Source organism: uncultured Campylobacter sp. (assembly GCF_938039245.1).
In the GTDB taxonomy this organism is placed as follows: Bacteria; Campylobacterota; Campylobacteria; order Campylobacterales; family Campylobacteraceae; genus Campylobacter_A.
Window position 1 is genome coordinate 1 of record NZ_CALHVN010000059.1, and the last position, 14,149, is coordinate 14,149.

The 14,149-nt window shown below is 44.3% G+C and carries 15 protein-coding genes; 11 read left to right on the forward strand and 4 right to left on the reverse strand.

The window, feature by feature from the left end; genetic code table 11:
• The 6 genes from Q0218_RS10455 to Q0218_RS10480 form a co-directional block, all read left to right on the forward strand.
• Positions 1-621 (forward strand): heparinase II/III-family protein (locus tag Q0218_RS10455; protein ID WP_297969367.1); only part of this gene is annotated, 621 nt, incomplete at its 5' end.
• On the forward strand, positions 614-1,738 hold the full coding sequence (locus Q0218_RS10460) for a glycosyltransferase (protein WP_297969369.1): 1,125 nt from the start codon (positions 614-616) through the stop codon (positions 1,736-1,738). The genes Q0218_RS10455 and Q0218_RS10460, both read left to right, overlap by 8 nt.
• Before the next feature lie 64 nt (positions 1,739-1,802).
• Complete coding sequence (locus Q0218_RS10465; protein ID WP_297969371.1) at positions 1,803-2,891, forward strand: glycosyltransferase family 1 protein; 1,089 nt, start codon at positions 1,803-1,805, stop codon at positions 2,889-2,891.
• A gap of 11 nt (positions 2,892-2,902) precedes the next feature.
• Positions 2,903-3,601: a methionine biosynthesis protein MetW gene (locus tag Q0218_RS10470; RefSeq protein WP_297969373.1), complete on the forward strand. Its 699-nt coding sequence runs from the start codon at positions 2,903-2,905 to the stop codon at positions 3,599-3,601.
• The gene (locus Q0218_RS10475) at positions 3,598-4,719 is read left to right on the forward strand and encodes a glycosyltransferase family 4 protein (protein WP_297969375.1); all 1,122 of its coding nucleotides are present in this window, start codon (positions 3,598-3,600) and stop codon (positions 4,717-4,719) included. Before Q0218_RS10470 ends, Q0218_RS10475 begins: the two co-directional genes overlap by 4 nt.
• A 43-nt stretch (positions 4,720-4,762) precedes the next feature.
• Positions 4,763-6,070, forward strand: coding sequence for a sugar transferase (locus Q0218_RS10480; protein ID WP_297969377.1), 1,308 nt, complete (start codon positions 4,763-4,765; stop codon positions 6,068-6,070).
• A gap of 788 nt (positions 6,071-6,858) precedes the next feature.
• Here the strand turns inward: Q0218_RS10480 and Q0218_RS10485 are convergent.
• Positions 6,859-7,695, reverse strand: a complete 837-nt coding sequence (locus tag Q0218_RS10485; protein ID WP_297969379.1) for a cysteine ABC transporter substrate-binding protein — start codon at positions 7,693-7,695, stop codon at positions 6,859-6,861.
• 176 nt (positions 7,696-7,871) lie between these two features.
• Between Q0218_RS10485 and Q0218_RS10490 the strand changes: the two genes are divergently transcribed.
• Entirely contained in the window at positions 7,872-8,117 is a 246-nt protein-coding gene (locus tag Q0218_RS10490; RefSeq protein WP_297969381.1) for a sel1 repeat family protein, read from the forward strand.
• 364 nt (positions 8,118-8,481) lie between these two features.
• On the opposite strand, the gene Q0218_RS10495 is transcribed toward Q0218_RS10490, so the two are convergent.
• Genes Q0218_RS10495 through Q0218_RS10505 form a run of 3 tightly spaced genes read right to left on the reverse strand, consistent with a single transcriptional unit; the run spans position 8,482 to position 10,539 of the window.
• The gene (locus Q0218_RS10495; RefSeq protein WP_297969383.1) at positions 8,482-9,216 is read right to left on the reverse strand and encodes an amino acid ABC transporter ATP-binding protein; all 735 of its coding nucleotides are present in this window, start codon (positions 9,214-9,216) and stop codon (positions 8,482-8,484) included.
• A gap of 8 nt (positions 9,217-9,224) precedes the next feature.
• Complete coding sequence (locus Q0218_RS10500; protein ID WP_297969385.1) at positions 9,225-9,899, reverse strand: amino acid ABC transporter permease; 675 nt, start codon at positions 9,897-9,899, stop codon at positions 9,225-9,227.
• Positions 9,886-10,539: an amino acid ABC transporter permease gene (locus tag Q0218_RS10505; RefSeq protein ID WP_297969387.1), complete on the reverse strand. Its 654-nt coding sequence runs from the start codon at positions 10,537-10,539 to the stop codon at positions 9,886-9,888. Before Q0218_RS10505 ends, Q0218_RS10500 begins: the two co-directional genes overlap by 14 nt.
• A gap of 155 nt (positions 10,540-10,694) precedes the next feature.
• On the opposite strand from Q0218_RS10505, the gene Q0218_RS10510 reads away from it, so the two are divergent.
• From Q0218_RS10510 to Q0218_RS10525, 4 genes are all read left to right on the forward strand, one after another.
• Entirely contained in the window at positions 10,695-11,684 is a 990-nt protein-coding gene (locus Q0218_RS10510; RefSeq protein WP_297969389.1) for an agmatine deiminase family protein, read from the forward strand.
• Positions 11,685-12,605 (forward strand): cation diffusion facilitator family transporter, encoded by a 921-nt coding sequence (locus tag Q0218_RS10515; RefSeq protein WP_297969391.1) that lies wholly within the window; start codon positions 11,685-11,687, stop codon positions 12,603-12,605.
• Between the two features lie 14 nt (positions 12,606-12,619).
• A complete protein-coding gene (locus tag Q0218_RS10520; protein WP_297969393.1) occupies positions 12,620-13,087 on the forward strand; it encodes a low molecular weight protein-tyrosine-phosphatase in 468 nt (155 codons plus the stop codon).
• Positions 13,088-13,188: 101 nt separating this feature from the next.
• Entirely contained in the window at positions 13,189-14,061 is an 873-nt protein-coding gene (locus tag Q0218_RS10525; RefSeq protein WP_297969395.1) for a carbon-nitrogen hydrolase, read from the forward strand.
• Positions 14,062-14,149: the final 88 nt, after the last annotated feature.

Genomic DNA, 14,149 nt, shown 5'->3' on the forward strand with positions numbered 1-14,149 from the left:
CGCACGCTGCAAGTAGGAGATAAAACATACAAAAGCCTGATCGCTTCGGGCGTGAAATTTAGCGAACTGCCGCACCGAAAAAGCATGGAATTTAAAATTGCGAGTTCGCAAGAGATCAAAAATATATTTTATCCGGACAGTGGAATTTTTATTTTCAAATCAGGTAATTTTTACCTCGCTATTTGCGCTACGCCGCTTGGGCAAAGGGGTCACGGCGGACACACGCACAATGATAAGCTGGGCTACGAGCTGTGGATAGACGGGCTGGATATAGCAAGAGATCCCGGCACCTATCTTTATACGTCGCTTCCAGATAGGAGAAATGAATTTAGAAGCGTCAAAGCACACAACGTGCCGATCGCGGAAGATCTAGAGCAAAATAGTTGGAGGGAGGGGATAGCGGGATTATTTGGTATGCTTGCAGATTGTAGGTGTTTCGTAATGGATTTCGGAGAAAATTTTATAAGCCTCGCCGCAGAATACAAAGGCGTAAAGATAATTAGGAAATTTGAGATAAAAGAGGATAGATTGGTGATTACCGATACGGCAAACAGGGAATTTTATTATAGTAAATTTGAGTTATACTCAAACGGATACGGGAAGCTTACGAAAAATGTCTAAAAAAATACTATGGTGCGGAAATTCGTATTACGGTTCGCCGTTTAAAGTCGGTTGCAATTATTACAGCGAATTGCTAGCTAAGGAGGGAAATAAAGTTTTATTTATCGCGCCGCCCGTTTCACCGTTTCATGATAAAAATAACGAAGCCATCAGACTCGCTCAATCAAAAAAAGGCGTACATAAAATTTTTGAAAATTATTTTATATACACTCCGTTTGCGCTTATTCCGCCGTTTAAAAAGTTACCTTCCGTTTTTTATCAAGTTATAAAAACGTGGCATATCTTTACTCTACCGAACTTTAAAAAAACGCTTAAAAATTTTGATTTTTTAAACGTAGATATTTTAGTTATAGATAATTTTGCGTTTTTGCCAATAACGGATATCGTAAAATACAATAAACTAATCGTTAGAGTTACCGATAGACTAGACGGCTTTGACGTGGGCGCGGCTGCTATCAAAGCAGAGGAGCATTTGATAAAAAAAGCCGATAAAACGATATATACGTCATCTAGCCTTAAAAGCTATATAGAGAAATTTAATAAAAACTGCTTTTATGTCCCAAACGGGGTTGATTTTAATAAATTTCAAAAAAAGTACGATAAGCCCGAATTTTTTTATGATATTAAAAGCCCTGTTGCCGTTTACGTGGGCGCTATCGAGAACTGGTTTGATTTTGATTTACTAGATTATGTCGCTAGCGAGCTAACCGATATGCATTTTTTAATAATCGGAACCGTAAAATTTAAACCCAAAAATTTTGAGCAAATAAAATCCAGAAAAAACATTACCTTTTACGGAAAGGTCGATAATGATGCGGTGGCTCCTTTTTTGAAATTTGCAGACGTCGGCATAATCCCGTTTAGGTTAGATATGGATTTGGTTCACTCTATAAGTCCGTTAAAATTATACGAATACTCGGCGGCCGGACTTTATACGGTAGCTACTAAATGGCGAGAGCTAGAGCAGCTAAATAGCCCTGCTTTGTTAGCTGATTCAAAAGAGGATTTTGCGGCGTGCGTAAAAAAAGCCGTAGCCTTAAAGCAAATAGGCGGGAGCGAAATCGTAAAATTTGCAAAGGATAATGATTGGGAAGAAAAAATACGACTTATTATTTAAGATTTGATATAATTTTATTTGAAATATCATTAATTTTAAACTATAAGGTAAAACTAGGACGGCTATGCGTAAAAAGATAGCAATCGACTTTCGCATGCACAAAGCATCCGGAATAGGTACGTATATAAAGGGTTTGCTGCCGTTTTTAACGGAGAAATTCGAGGTTATTTTGCTAGGTACGGAGGCCGAGATAAGAGAGTACGCATGGAGTAAAAATGTTAAAATTTTAGAGTGCGGGCGGGAAATTTACTCTTTGGACGAGCAGATTTGTTTGCCAGCAAAGATTCCCGAGTGTGATATTTTTTGGTCTCCTCACTACAATATCCCTATCTTGCCCATAAGGGCGAAATTTAGAGCAGTTACCATTCATGATGCGTTTCATTTGGCTTTTTACGACAGCTTAAATTTTATGCAAAAGATATATGCCAAGATGATTTTTAATCAAGCTTTAAGCAGAAGCGACGTCGTCTTTAGCGTTTCGGAGTTTTCAAGAAGCGAGATATTAAAATATACGAAAACGGATAAAAATATTTTTGTAGTACCAAACGCTATAGACGAGGGACGTTTTAATAACCGCTACGATAGCGCCGTTTTGGAGGCGGCGGCGAGAGAATATAAACTTCCGGAAAATTTTATTTTATTCGTAGGAAACGTAAAACCTCACAAAAATTTGAAAAATTTATTGTTCGCGCTAGAAAAGACGGAGTTAAATTTGGTGATAGTGGGAAAAAGAGACGGCTTTATAACTAGCGATAGCGATATTTTGGAGATTATCGAGAAAAATAATCTCGCAGAGCGTATATTTTTTACCGGCTATGTTAAGGATGCCGACATCGCCGCTATTTATAATCTAGCAAAATTATTTGTCTTTCCGTCTTTATACGAGGGGTTTGGTATTCCGCCGCTTGAGGCGCAAGCCTGCGGTTGTCCGGTAGTGTGCTCAAACGCCGCTAGCCTACCTGAAGTTTGCGGGGATAGCGTTTTATATTTTGATCCATATAACGTAGAAGATATAAGAAATAAGATACAAGCCGTTTTAAACGATGAAAATTTACGAAACGAACTTTGCGTTAAGGGTTTTGAAAATATTAAGCGATTTAGCTGGGAGCGCTCGGCTAAACAAATCATAGAAATAATGGAAAAACTAAGATAAGGAACCGTAAAATGATAGACAGAAGCCTAAACTACGGACGACATATAATAGCTGATTTTGCCGCTAAAATAGGGCATTATGAAACCGTGCTGGATATCGGCGCGGGTAAGGGCGATGATTTGGCGATATATAAAAGTAAATGCGATAATGCTAGGCTTTTAGCCTTAGAAGGGTATGAGCCAAATGTCGCAAAGCTAGCCGCAAGAGGCATCGAGGTCTTTTCGCACGATCTTGAGCGAGATAAATTTCCCTTCGAGGACGAGAGCCTGGATCTTGTGAGCGCAAATCAAATTCTAGAACACGTCAAGGAGATATTTTGGATATTTCACGAGATAGCTCGTACGCTAAAAATAGGCGGGCATTTCGTGCTAGCGGTTCCGAATTTAGCCAGCCTTCACAACAGAGCCTTGCTGTTACTGGGCAAGCAGCCTACGTCTATACAAAATCACTCCGCGCATGTTAGAGGTTATACTAAGCCCGATTTGATGCGGTTTTTAAAAATCTGGGGCGGTTTTGAGCTGGTAGATTTTCAAGGAAGTAATTTTTATCCGTTTCCGCCCTGCATTGCAAAGCCGCTAGCTAGGGCGTTTCCCCAGGCTGCTTGGAGTATCTTTTTGCTGCTTAAAAAGACCAAGGAGTATGAAGGCGAGTTTATAAAATGGCCGATTGAAAAATCGCTGGAAACTAATTTTTATCTGGGCAAAAAATGAAAAAAGCACTAATCCACGACTGGTTTAGCACCTACGCAGGCGCAGAAAAATGCGTCGAGAGTTTTACCAATATCTGGGATGATTTTGAAATTTACGGCCTTATCGACTTTTTAAGCGAGCGCGACCGAGATAAAATTTTAAAAGGCAAGCGAGCGCATACGAGCTTTATTGGGAAGTTGCCCTTTGCAAAGAGCAAATACCGCAACTACTTGCCGCTATTTCCGCTTGCGATCGAGCAGTTTGATCTAAGCGGCTACGACGTCGTGCTATCCAGCTCGCACGCCGTCGCAAAGGGGGTGCTAACGCACTCAAATCAACTCCATATCGCATATATCCACACGCCGATTCGCTATGCGTGGGATCTGTATCATCAGTACTTGCGCGAAAGCGGGCTTGACCGCGGTTTAAAGGGCATGCTGGCGAAGTATTTTTTGCATAAAATTCGCATTTGGGACGCCGCCAGCGCAAACCGCGTAGATCACTACGTCGCAAATAGCCGCTACATCGCGCGCCGTATAGAAAAAGTCTACGGCAAGCCCAGCGACGTCATCTATCCGCCCGTGGATGTGGATAAATTTACGCTGCGCGAAGCCAAAGAGGAGTTTTATCTAACCGCCTCGCGAATGGTGCCTTATAAAAAGATTGATCTTATCGTAGAGGCGTTTTCGCAGACGGATAAAAAACTGTTAGTCGTCGGTGACGGGCCCGATATGGCTAAAATCAAATCAAAAGCGGGCAAAAACGTCGAGCTTTTGGGTTTTGCGGACGATGAGACGATGAGGGATCTCATGGGGCGGGCTAAGGCGTTTGTTTTCGCCGCCGAGGAGGATTTCGGTATCACGCCGGTGGAGGCGCAAGCATGCGGTACGACCGTGATCTGCTTTGGTCGCGGCGGCGCTCGCGAGACGGTGATTGACGGCGAGAGCGGGTTATATTTTATGAAGCAAAACGTAAAAGAGCTGCTTGACGCGGTGGCTAAATTTGAGCAAAATCGCGATAAATTCGAACCCGTAAAAATTAGGGAAAATTCGCTAAGGTTTTCGCGAGCGCGCTTTGAGGCCGAGATCAAAAGCTACGTCGAGAAAAAATACGAAAAATTTAAAGAAAAAATAAAATAATCGCCAAACGCAAAATTTGCGCGGCGCGTATCTGGATGGGAAAATGAAAAAATATCTTTGTAAAGCGATACTTCTTTTGGTCGATCTTTTGGCTATTTGGGTGTCTTTTGGTATAGCAGTCGAGCTTAAAAATTTATTTTACGGCGACCACGTGCTACTTGATATATCCAAATATCAGGGCTTTGGTATCGCTTATGCCTTGATGATAGCCTTGTTTTTTTATCAGGGGATTTATGCTAGGAGGTATGATTTTTGGCACGAGTGCGCCATAGCGGTAAAGAGCTGTTTTTTTGGGCTTTTGCTTACTTTAGCTGCGCTTGCCTTGCTAAAGATAAATTATGATTTTTCAAGAGCTAGCTTGATTTTGGGCTTTGGTTTTATGATTTTTATTATCCCGGCTTTTAAATTTATAGCTAAAATTTCACTTTTTAAACTCGGCTTTTGGAAAAAGAAGGCTAAAATTTTAGGTGAGAGCGAGGAATTTGAGCTGGCGATTTTTGACGATAAATACCTCGGTTATATTCGCGCGCAGACTGAGTACGAGTCGCTTTTTATAGGCGGCAGCGGCATGGGCGTGCGCGAGCTAAACGAGCTAATAGAGCAAAATATCAAGGAAAATAAAGAGATTTTATTCACGCCCGTGCTTAGAGGTTACGATTTTACGCAGGCTCATATTTACAACCTATTTAACTCCCGCACGAGCCTTTTTGCGATACACAACTCTTTGCAGAGTAAATTTAACATCGCGCTAAAAAGAGGGCTTGATATATTTTTGATAGTTATGGCTTTGCCGCTTTTGATTCCGATTTTTTGCGCGGTCGCTATCGCTATGAAGACAAGCGAACCAAGAGGCAAGATATTTTTCTCGCATCAAAGGATGGGGCTAAACGGCAAGCTGTTTGGGTGTCTTAAATTTCGCTCGATGAGAGAAAACGGAGCCGAAATTTTAAAAGAGTACCTTGAAAAAAATCCGCAAGAAGTAGAGTATTTTGAAAAATTTCATAAATACGAAAATGATCCGCGCGTAACCAAACTCGGAAATTTCCTCAGAAAAAGCTCTCTTGACGAGCTGCCTCAACTAATCAACGTCCTAAAGGGCGAGATGAGTATCGTAGGTCCTCGCCCATGCGCGCAGTACGAGCGCAAAGACATGGGGCGATACGCCGAGCTAATCTTGGCGGTTTTGCCGGGGATTACCGGCATCTGGCAGGTTAGCGGCAGGAGCGACGTAGATTTTGAGACGAGGGCGCAGATGGATGCGTGGTATATGAAAAACTGGTGCATCTGGAACGATATCGTGATAATCATAAAGACCTTTAAGGTTGTTTTAATGCGTAAAGGCGCAAGCTGATCAAACTAAGCGGCTAGCTGCGATGAGGTGCGGTCAGAGGGTAAAATTTCGCCGTAACGCGGATCTATAAAGCGCGGTAGGAAATTAAAATTTAACTACGTCTACGTTTCGCGACAACGATAAATTCGGCGTATATCGCCGCTGTCCGTCTCGCCCAAATCTCTATAAAAATGCTTTTGGCCTAACCTAAAATACCCGCAATGGTAAGCTTTGTGCAAAATTTTAATCCAAGCGTAAATTTTGCCTTGCCGCCTAAAGCTCATTTGCGGTTAAATTTACGCTCTAGCTTTGACTTAGCTCGACGATTTTGGCGTTAGTTTCGCGCCAAGACTCAGCCCGTAAAAGTAAAAGCGGCTAACGAGAGCTATGTCATAAATTAAGCCATATAAACCGCTTTGCAAAGCTCTGCAAAAAAGTAAATTTTACCTTACCAAAATGCCTGCTGGGCTAGAGACGAAGGTAAAATCTAGCCAAGGCACGACAAAATCCATAACTTTAAGGCTTTATTTACTTATTTTTGGCCGAATTTGGTGAGCCTTTGCCAAAAAACAGGCTAAATTTGCGCCCTTGCGCGTTTTGGTATGTTTTTGGAATCATTTTTGGCATAAAGCAGGGCAGATAAAGCTTTAGCATAAAATGCCGCGTTTAATAAAACCGCTTTGATAAAGCGTTGAGGCGGCTTTTTGGTTATTTTTTGTTTAAATTGTGGCACACTAAATTTGCGCAGTAAATTAAAAACCGAGATATTTAAGGAAAGTAAAAAGTCGGAATTTCTTCCGACTTTGGTTTTATAGTTTGCCGCCTTCGATGACGAGAGATTCCGGATTTACGCTATCGCCGTAGATCGGTTTTAGTGTAGCGTCATAGTCTTTGTGGAAGAAATTTTCCTTGCCTAGCTCAATGATCTCGTTATTTAGCCACTCAAGCAGCGCTTTGTTGCCCTTTTTAACCGCAGGCGCGATGACGTCCACATCGCCTAGGGCTTCGATACCGACGGTAAAGCCTGGATTTTCTTTAGCCCACGCAAAAAGCAGCGCGTTATCGTGCGCTAGCGCCGCGCCTCTTTTATCGACCAGAGCGGCGAAGGTTTCCGTGTTTTGGTCGTATTTTATAAGCTCGATGTCAGGGTGATTTTTCGTGAAATACGCATCCGCGGTCGTGCCTTTATTGACGATTAGTTTTTTGCCTTTTAGCTCATCCACGCTTTTTATGACCGCGCCGTCCGGGCTAACTACGCCAAGTGATACTTTCATATACGGAAGCGCGAAATCAACGACTCTGGCACGCTCGGGCGTTTTGGTGAAATTTGCCAAAGTGATGTCTACTTTGTCCGCGACTAGCACTTCTACGCGGCCTGCCGCCTCTACGAGCTCAAATTTAACCTTGCTCTCGTCGCCTAGCAGATCCTTTGCGATGCGTTTGGCGAAATATATGTCGTAGCCTTGGTTTTTGCCCTCTTTATCGACGTAGCCAAACGGCGGTTTGTCGCTAAAAACGCCCACGCGCACGTATCCGCGCTCTTTGATTTTAGCCAAAGCGTCCGCTTCGGCAGCCTGCAAATTAGCCTGACCCGTTAGAAAGACGGCGGCGAATGTTGCCAAAAATGAAAACAGAAGTTTTCTCATTCTTTCTCCTTTAAAATAAAGTGCGTAAAATATACAAAATCTTGGCTAAAATGCGGCTAAATTTGCGGATTTTAAAAGTAAGCGCGCGCTGAAAATTTAAAAATGGGTAAATTTGCAAATTTAAGTTATTTGACTATCGGCGCGAGATATAATCTTAAAAAATTTAAAGGAAAAACATGAAAAAAGCTCTTTTTGCCGCGCTGGCTGGCGTGCTATGCTCTTTGAATTTGGCCGGCGCAGACGAGGATATAGCTAAATTTGAAGCCGGATGCAATTACGGAAGCGGCTGCGAAATGCTTGGAATGCAATACAGTCACGGAACTGATGGTTTTGAGGTAGATAAAAAGAAAGCAAAATATTTTTATAAAAAAGCTTGCAAACTAGGCGCCAAATGGAGCTGCAAGTATGAGCAAGCGCTTTAAAACGCTTTGAACGGAGAGGGTCAAATTTGTGCGCAGATTTTGGGATAGATTTGCTAGTAAGAGTTCGAAAATTCAAACAAATTTAGGCTTGATTTTACGGCGTAAAATTTAAAAGAAATTCGGTCGAATAAATTCATCTCGTCCGTTTTGCTAAATTTGACGAAAATGCCAAAAAGAGCGCGATTTATAAAGCTAAATTTTAAAAACGAGCGATAGGATTTTAACCGTAAAGGTAAAATTTAACCAAGCGAAAAGTTTTTAAATTTGATTTAAAAAAGCAAATAGGCGCGGCAAAATCCTTAAATTTAGCACCTAAAACATCAAAATTTAAAAGCTCAAATTTAAAAACGCTGAATCTAAAATCCTAAAACGAAAATAAATTTAAAAATTTCTTCGCGCGTTCGCTTTTTGGATGGGTGAAAAATGCTTCGGGCTCGCTCTCCTCGACGATTTTGCCCTCATCCATAAAGACGATACGATTTGCCACCGAGCGCGCAAAGCCCATCTCGTGAGTCACGATTAGCATCGTCATGCCCTCTTTGGCGAGGTTTATGACGACGTCTAGCACCTCGCGCACGATCTCGGGATCCAGCGAGGCCGTTATCTCGTCAAACAGCATGATTTCGGGCTTCATACAAAGCGCGCGCACGATAGCGATGCGTTGCTTTTGCCCGCCGCTAAGCTCCTTTGGATAGGCGTATTTTTTGTGTTTTAGGCCAACTTTTTCTAGCCACGCTTCGGCCTCTTTTTCGACCTCTTCTCGGCTTCTTTTTTGCGCTTTTACCGGGCCTAGCACGATATTTTCGATGACGTTCATATGGTCAAACAGCTCGTAGTTTTGAAAAACCATACCCACTTTTTGGCGGATTTTGATCCAGTCTTTGTAGTCTTTATCGATCTTTTCGCCGGCTATCTCTATCTGCCCGCCGTCAAATGGCTCAAGGCCGTTTATGCAGCGTAGAGTCGTGCTTTTACCGCATCCCGAGGGTCCTAGGATCACGACCACTTCGCCGTTTTTGACGCTAAGGTCTATGCCTTTTAGCACCTGCAAGTCGCCGTAAGATTTGCTTAAATTCGAGAGTTTTAAAATTTCGCTCATTTGATTCCTTATGCCCATCTGTTTTCAAGTATCTTGGATAGTTTTGAGATAGGATAGCAGACGAGAAAATATAATAAAAATATAAATCCGTATATCCAAAACGGCACAGTCGGATTTGCCGTTAGGCTCGCCGTCTCGATCGTTTGCTGTCCGACTTTTAGTAGGTCGGGCACGCCGATGAGGGCGACGATCGGGGTGGTTTTGATAATACGGCTTAGCAAATTTACGCCGGCCGGCACTAGGCGGCGCGTAGCTAGCGGGATCACGACGTAAAGATAAATTTGAGCCCTACTAAGCGCCAAGGCCGCCGCACTTTCAAACTGATGCCTCGGTATCGAGACGATCGCGCCGCGCACGATATCCATCATCTCAAACACGCCCCACAGGCTAAAGACGATGAGCGAGGCGTTAAATTTGGAAATATCAAGCCCAAAAGCCTTGCTCGCGCCGTAGTAAAACAAAAATAACCAGACGATTTGGGGCATTATGCGTACGATCTCGAGGCAAATTTTTAGCAAGAAAAAGATAAATTTGTTTTTTGAGCTCATTAGCACGCCCAAAAACGTGCCCAAAACGAGAGAGATAGCGATCGAGATGGCCGAGATCTGCACGCTCATCCACAGCCCCTCGAAAATCAGCCGCTTTAAGACCAGCGGATCGAATAAAATACTAACTCCGTCCAACTCTCATCCTTTTTTCAAGCCAAAATAATGCCAAAGATATCGGCAAAATGATAATCAAATAGCTAACTACCAGCATAAAAAGCGCCTCGTCGGTCATGTAGTAAAGCCCGATAATGTCCTTGGTCGCATAGACTAGGTCGGGCAGGGCGATGATGCTGATGACCGAGGTTTCTTTGATGAGAAAGATGACGTTAGCGGCAATCGAAGGTATCGAGACGCTAAAGGCTTGAGGCAAGATAACGTAGCGTAAAATTTGCCCCTGCGTGAGCGCGACGCTAAGCGCGGCCTCGATCTGCGTCTTTTTTACCGCCTCAAAGCCTAGCCTAAAGCTCTCGGCCATATAGCTGCCGCCTAGAAACGCAAGTCCCGCGACCGCACAGGTAAAGGCGCTCAAATTTAACCCGAATTTGCTAAGTCCGTAGTAGAGGAAAAAAAGCTGTATAAGCAGCGGCGTGTTTCTAGAAACTTCGATGTAGCCGTTTACGACGGGCGTTAGGAATTTGACCTTGTAAAATTTAACCAGCGTGCAAAATATGCCGATAACAATCGAGAGCAAGATGCCGTAAAGCGAGAGCTTGACCGTGAAAATGCCCGCTTTTACGAACATCGGCGTAAATTCTTTTATAAACTCAAAATCCATTAAAATTAGCTTCTTTTTGATAATTTGGGCGAGATTGTAGCGAAAGCAAACTAAATTTAAAACTAATTTTGTATGATTTATTTTAAAATTTAAGCTTGCAAAAGGTATCATAACCTACTAAATTTTGATAGAAATTATTTAAATAAAGGACGAATTTGAGAGCGTTTGCAGAGTGGGAAAAACAAGAGCTGATATTTTTATCGCTTCCGCACGAAAACACCGACTGGAAGCCGTATCTAAATGAAATTTTAGACGCTTACGAGAGTCTGGTCGCGGCTATCGTGCCGTTTCAAAAGGTCGTTTTGATCTGCCCTGAGGAGAGGATTTTTGCGGAGCGATTTGCGAAATTTGATAACGTAGAGTTCGTAAAAATCGATACCGACGATACGTGGATACGCGACTACGGCATGATAGACGTAGAGGACGGCGCTAAGATCGTCAGCTATGATTTTAAATTTAACGCTTGGGGCGGTAAATTTGAAAGTTCGAAAGATAACGCCGTAAATTTGGAGCTAGCTAAGCGTTTTAAAAGCGATTTGCGAAGTATCGATCTCGTGCTTGAGGGCGGCAGTATCGATTTTAACGGGTGTGGCACGCTACTAACGACTGAAAAGTGCCTACTAAACGACAACCGCAACTCCCATCTAAACAAAGATCAGATCGAAGCGCGGCTTAAGGAACTTTTCGGCCTTGATCGCGTGATATGGCTTAAAAACGGCTTTATAAAGGGCGACGACACCGATAGCCACGTTGATACGCTGGCGCGTTTTATCGCTGCTGATACCATCGCGTACGCCTCCTGCGACGATCCAGCCGACGAGCATTTTAAGGAGCTAAATGCGATGAAAAAAGAGCTTGAAAACACGGGTTTTAAACTCGTGCCGCTACCGCTTCCCAAGGCTAAATTTTACGGCGGCAAGAGGCTTGGCTGCACGTACGCCAATTTTATCTTTATAAACGGCGCCGTTATCGTGCCTACATACAATGATGATAACGATAAAATCGCGCTTGAAAGGCTAGCACAGCAGCTACCTAATCATAAGATAATCGGCGTGGATTCGCTTGTTTTTGTGCGTCAAAACGGCTCGCTACATTGTTCCTCACAGAATAGATTTTTAGGCGCAAGAAGCGAAAGTGAAATCTAAATGCAACTAAACGATGCTAGCATAAAAAGGCAAAATGAAATTTTAGGCCGCAGAGCCGTGATAGTCGCGGGCGCGACGGCGTTTACACTAGCTGTGGTTAAATTTGCCGCGGGTTTGATCGGCGGTTCGGTAGCAGTGCTTAGCTCGGCGATCGATTCGATGCTTGACCTGCTAGTTTCCGCGTTAAATTTCTTCGCCATCCGTAAATCTCAGGCCGCGCCCGATGCTAAATTTAACTTCGGCTATACCAAGCTAGAAGCGCTTGCGGCGATGTTTGAGGGCGTTTTGATCGTGGGTGCGGGCGCGTTTATACTTTACGAGAGCGTGCGTAAGCTGCAAACGGAGCAAGCGCCCGTAGATACGGCTTTTTCGCTCTATGCGATGGCGCTATCGGTCGCGGTTACTGGGCTGCTGGTCGCCTACCTCTCCCGCGTCGCGCACCGCACGAGAAATTTGATCGTTAGAGCCGACGCGCTGCACTATAAAAGCGACCTTTTTAGCAACCTAGCCGTTATCGCCTCGCTTATCTTGGTCGAATTTACGGGATTTGCCGCGATAGACGCCGTTTTTGGTATAGTAATTAGCGGCTACATCGCCGTTAGCGCGATAAATTTGATGAAAGAAAGCGTAGGCGTGCTGCTTGATAAAGCGCTAGATCCCGAGATAACGGCACAAATCGAAGAGATAATCCGCTCGCGCAAGCAGATAACGAGCTATCACGGACTAGCTACCAGAAAGAGCGCAAACGTCTGCTACGTCGCGGTTCATCTAGTCTTTAACCGCGAAATTTCGCTTTACGACGCGCACAAAATTTCAGACGAGATAGAAGCCGCTATCAGGGCTAAATACGGCGAGTTTGAGTGGCAAATCACGACGCATCTTGATCCGTGCGACGATCAAAACGGCTCGTGCGAATGCTAAATCAAAGGGAAAATATGAAAATTTTATTCGTTTGTCACGGAAATATCTGCCGATCGACTATGGCGCAGTCCGTTATGCAAAATTTGAGCGAGAATGCGGGTCTGGCAGAGCGCCTTAGTATCGACTCGCGCGCCACTCACGAGGACGAGATAGGCGAGCCGCCGTATTACGAAACGGTGCGAGTTTTGAAGCAAAACGGCGTGCCCGTGACGCCTCACAAAGCGACCTTGATAACGCAAAAAGATTTTGATAACAGCGACTTTATCTTGATAATGGACGATGAAAATTTAAGGACTTTAAAGCGTAAATTCGGAGCTGAGGCTAAATTTGACGAAAAAGTAAAATTCCTGCTCGAATTTAGCGAGGCTTCAAGTGGTAAAACAATCGCCGATCCGTACTACACCCGCGATTTTGAGCGGTGCTACGAGGACGTTTCTAGCTCTTGCGCGGGCTTGCTTGAAAGGCTGAAGCAAATTTTATGAGCCGGCCGGAGTGGTAAAATTTAGATTGCCGGCCGATCGTTCAAGCCCTAATTTATCCCCGCTTTGATATAATTTTGAAATTTTAAATCGTAAGGAAAAATATGAAAGTAGCGCTAATCCAACAAAAATTTCACGGCACCAAAGACGCGACCGTGCAAAGGACGCTCGAGCTCGTGCGCGAAGCTAGCGGCGGTGGGGCGGAGCTCGTGGTGCTTCAGGAGCTGCACCAGACGCAGTATTTTTGTCAGAGCGAGGAGACGAGGTTTTTTGATCTTGCCGAGGGCTGGGAAAACGACGTCAAATTTTGGGGCGAAGTAGCGCGACAAAACAGCGTCGTGCTCGTTACTTCGTTATTTGAAAAGCGCGCGGACGGCCTATATCACAACACCGCGTTCGTCTTTGAAAAAGACGGCAGCGTCGCAGGCAAATACCGCAAAATGCACATCCCCGACGATCCGGGCTTTTACGAGAAATTTTACTTTACTCCGGGCGACATCGGCTTTGAGCCCATCGATACGAGCGTAGGCAGGCTCGGGCTTTTAGTATGCTGGGATCAGTGGTATCCCGAGGCTGCGCGCCTCATGGCTCTGCGCGGCGCGAAGCTACTCATCTATCCGACCGCGATCGGCTGGTTCGAGAACGACGAGGAGGCGGAAAAATCGCGTCAGCTAGAAGCCTGGGTCGCCGTGCAGCGCGGGCATGCGGTCGCAAACGGTCTGCCCGTGATCGCCGTAAACCGCGTGGGCTTTGAAAAGGACGAGAGCGGCGTGACGGACGGGATCAAATTTTGGGGCAACAGCTTTGTTTTCGGCGCGCAGGGCGAGGAGCTTTTCCGCGCCGATAGCCAGAGCGAGCTGTGCCGCATCGTCGAGATAGATATGACCAGAAGCGAAGAAGTGCGCAGGATTTGGCCGTTTTTGAGAGACCGAAGGATAGATGCGTACGCAAATTTAACAAAAAGATTTATTGATTAAGGCTCGTCTTTTTGGTTTATACTTTGTTAGATCTAAATTTTACTCGGTCACTACCGACGAGGTAGCTCCCGTCGTAAAATTTAAATCC

What these genes read in the sequence shown, in the direction of transcription:
- Q0218_RS10460 (WP_297969369.1), top strand. Translation starts at nt 614, where the DNA reads ATGTCTAAAAAAATACTATGGTGCGGAAATTCGTATTACGGTTCGCCG.
- Q0218_RS10465 (WP_297969371.1), top strand. Translation starts at nt 1,803, where the DNA reads ATGCGTAAAAAGATAGCAATCGACTTTCGCATGCACAAAGCATCCGGA.
- Q0218_RS10470 (WP_297969373.1), top strand. Translation starts at nt 2,903, where the DNA reads ATGATAGACAGAAGCCTAAACTACGGACGACATATAATAGCTGATTTT.
- Q0218_RS10475 (WP_297969375.1), top strand. Translation starts at nt 3,598, where the DNA reads ATGAAAAAAGCACTAATCCACGACTGGTTTAGCACCTACGCAGGCGCA.
- Q0218_RS10480 (WP_297969377.1), top strand. Translation starts at nt 4,763, where the DNA reads ATGAAAAAATATCTTTGTAAAGCGATACTTCTTTTGGTCGATCTTTTG.
- Q0218_RS10485 (WP_297969379.1), bottom strand. Translation starts at nt 7,695, where the DNA reads ATGAGAAAACTTCTGTTTTCATTTTTGGCAACATTCGCCGCCGTCTTT.
- Q0218_RS10490 (WP_297969381.1), top strand. Translation starts at nt 7,872, where the DNA reads ATGAAAAAAGCTCTTTTTGCCGCGCTGGCTGGCGTGCTATGCTCTTTG.
- Q0218_RS10495 (WP_297969383.1), bottom strand. Translation starts at nt 9,216, where the DNA reads ATGAGCGAAATTTTAAAACTCTCGAATTTAAGCAAATCTTACGGCGAC.
- Q0218_RS10505 (WP_297969387.1), bottom strand. Translation starts at nt 10,539, where the DNA reads ATGGATTTTGAGTTTATAAAAGAATTTACGCCGATGTTCGTAAAAGCG.
- Q0218_RS10515 (WP_297969391.1), top strand. Translation starts at nt 11,685, where the DNA reads ATGCAACTAAACGATGCTAGCATAAAAAGGCAAAATGAAATTTTAGGC.
- Q0218_RS10520 (WP_297969393.1), top strand. Translation starts at nt 12,620, where the DNA reads ATGAAAATTTTATTCGTTTGTCACGGAAATATCTGCCGATCGACTATG.
- Q0218_RS10525 (WP_297969395.1), top strand. Translation starts at nt 13,189, where the DNA reads ATGAAAGTAGCGCTAATCCAACAAAAATTTCACGGCACCAAAGACGCG.